This is a genomic window from Nonomuraea zeae, from assembly GCF_005889725.1.
Taxonomy (GTDB): domain Bacteria; phylum Actinomycetota; class Actinomycetes; order Streptosporangiales; family Streptosporangiaceae; genus Nonomuraea; species Nonomuraea zeae.
The window spans coordinates 1-2368 of the sequence record NZ_VCKX01000609.1; the positions used below are offsets into that span (position 1 = coordinate 1).

Below are 2368 nucleotides of genomic sequence, written 5' to 3' on the forward strand. Positions count from 1 at the left end.
CCATCAACGGAACATCGTCCCCCAGATGCTCCCGCACCGCCGCCAGCCGCCGCAGGTCCTCCTTCATGTCCGGCTGACCGACCTTGATCTTGATCCCGCCGATCCCGTCCGCCAGCGACCGGCTCGCGCGCGCCTTGACCTCCTCGATCGGCGCGTGCAGGAAGCCGCCCGAGGTGTTGTACGTCCTGACCGAGTCGCGGTAGGAGCCCAGCAGCTTCGACAGCGGCAGGTTCGCCCGCCTGGCCTTGAGGTCCCAGAGCGCGACGTCGATCGCGGCCAGGGCCTGGGTCGCCACGCCCGAGCGGCCGACGGAGGCGCCCGCCCAGAGCAGCGTGTCGTAGACCTTGCCGATGTCGGAGGGGTCCTGGCCGAGCAGGTTCGCCCCGACCTCCTTGGCGTGGGCGTACTGGGCGGGGCCGCCGGCTCGCTTGGAGTAGCTGAAGCCGGTGCCGCGATGGCCCTCCTCGGTCGCGATCTCGGCGAAGAGGAAGACGATCTCGGTCATCGGCTTCTGCCGCCCGGTGAGGACCTTGGCGTCGCTGATGGGGACGTCCAGCGGAAGCGTGACGGAGGAGAGCGAGACGTGGCGGATGCGGTCGGCTGCCATGGCGGTCCCAAAGATCGGTGTGCGGGTGGATTCATCGGTCATCGTACAAATACATAACTCATACGACAAGTTCTCGGTGCGGAACCTCCTCCGCTAACGTCGGGTCCATGCGGCTTCATGTGGGATGCGCGATGTGGACCCACGCGCGCTGGCGGGGCCGGTTCCTGCCGGATCAGCTCCCTCCCGAGGAGCGCCTGCGCGCGTACGCGACCTGGTGCGACGCGGTGGAGGGGAACACGACGTTCTACGCGACCCCGGCGCGCGGCACGGTGGAGTCGTGGGCCCGCCAGACCGGCGAGGACTTCCGGTTCGTGCTCAAGCTGCCCAAGACGATCACGCACGAGCGCCATCTCACCGGCGCGGAGGAGGAGCTCCGCGCGTTCCTGGAGGCGATCGAGCCGCTGGGCCCGCGTACGCACGCGCTCTGGGTGCAGCTGCCCGGCTCCTTCGGCCCGGCCGACCTCGGGACGCTGGCGGCCTTCCTGCGGCGGCTGCCCGGCTCGTACAGGTATGCCGTCGAGGTCCGCCACCGCGCCTTCTTCGAGGACGAGCGCGCGGCCGGACGTCTCGAACAGGTCCTGGCGGGCGCGGAGTGGGTCCCCTTCGACACCACCGCGCTCTTCCGGAGCCCGCCGACCAGCGACGCCGAACGCGACGCGTGGACCAAGAAGCCGCGCGTGCCCCGCCGCTCGCGCGCCCTCACCGACCGCCCGATCGTGCGCTACCTGGGCCGCGACGACGAGAAGCGCACGATCGAGGGCTGGGGCTTCTGGGTCGGCGTGGTCACCGAGTGGCTGCGCGAGGGGCGCTCGCCGACCGTGTTCATCCACACGCCGGACAACGCCGACGCGCCCGCGCTCGCCCGGCGCTTCCACGACGAGGTCCGCGCCCGCGTCCCGGAGCTGACGCCGCTGCCCGAGCCGGAGCCCGTCGAGCCCCTCACGCTCTTCTGAACCGGCCGCCCCGGCAGGCCGTCCGCTTCGAACGCGGAAGGGTGCCACCCGAGCGGATGGCACCCTTCCGTGCGGCCTCGCCGCCCATGGGGCGAGGGCCTTTCACGTGTTTGGCGCCCCAGTCTTTCGACCGGGGCATGTCGAGATTATTCCCTCGCGTCCGGTTTGTATAGCTTTTGGATGCACCGATCTGCCGGTTCGTGCTCCTGACCCTCCGGGATATGACACAGCCGGTATGGAATCTCGCATGGACCTCGATCGGAGCCGCTGCCCATAATCCGGGGAACCGTTCGTCCGCACCGCCGGAGGGTCGTCCCCGATGAAGCGAATGCCGCGCCTGCTGGTCATGGCGTCCTGCCTGCTGCTGGCCGCCGCGGCCGTCCTCGTCGCCCAGTCGTCGGCGAGCGCGGCGAACCTGCTGGCCAACCCCGGCTTCGAGACCGGCCTGGCGCCCTGGTCCTGCACCGGCGGGCTGGGCTCGGTGGTCGCCTCGCCCGTACGCTCGGGGACGGGCGCGCTGGCCGGGGCGGCGAGCGGCTCCGACACCGCGCAGTGCAGCCAGACCGTCACCGTGCTGCCGAACAGCACCTACACGCTGTCCGCCTGGGTGCGCGGCGCGTACGTGTATCTCGGCGTCACCGGCGGCCAGGCCCGCTGGACGTCGTCGGGCACGGCGTACACGCAGCTCACCCTGTCGTTCACCACCACCTCCGCGCAGAACACCGCCGTGGTCTACCTGCACGGCTGGTACGGGCAGGGCACGTACCACGCCGACGACGTCAGCCTCGACGGCCCCGGGACCCCGCCC

3 protein-coding genes are annotated in these 2368 nt (G+C 71.0%); 2 read left to right on the plus strand and 1 reads right to left on the minus strand.

Going from position 1 to position 2368, the window contains the following annotated elements; genetic code table 11:
* Positions 1-649, minus strand: a 649-nt coding sequence (locus ETD85_RS61710; RefSeq protein WP_420847398.1) for an enolase C-terminal domain-like protein, incomplete at its 3' end; no start/stop codon positions are given.
* Positions 650-714: 65 nt separating this feature from the next.
* Between ETD85_RS61710 and ETD85_RS61715 the strand changes: the two genes are divergently transcribed.
* Positions 715-1560 carry a DUF72 domain-containing protein gene (locus ETD85_RS61715; protein WP_138699006.1) on the plus strand — a complete coding sequence of 282 codons (846 nt, stop codon included), beginning with the start codon at positions 715-717 and terminating at the stop codon, positions 1558-1560.
* Positions 1561-1879: 319 nt separating this feature from the next.
* On the plus strand, positions 1880-2368 hold a 489-nt coding region (locus ETD85_RS61720; RefSeq protein ID WP_206059643.1), incomplete at its 3' end, for a carbohydrate binding domain-containing protein.

Excerpts from the sequence above, each read along its gene's own strand:
- ETD85_RS61715 (WP_138699006.1), top strand. The coding sequence starts at position 715 with ATGCGGCTTCATGTGGGATGCGCGATGTGGACCCACGCGCGCTGGCGG.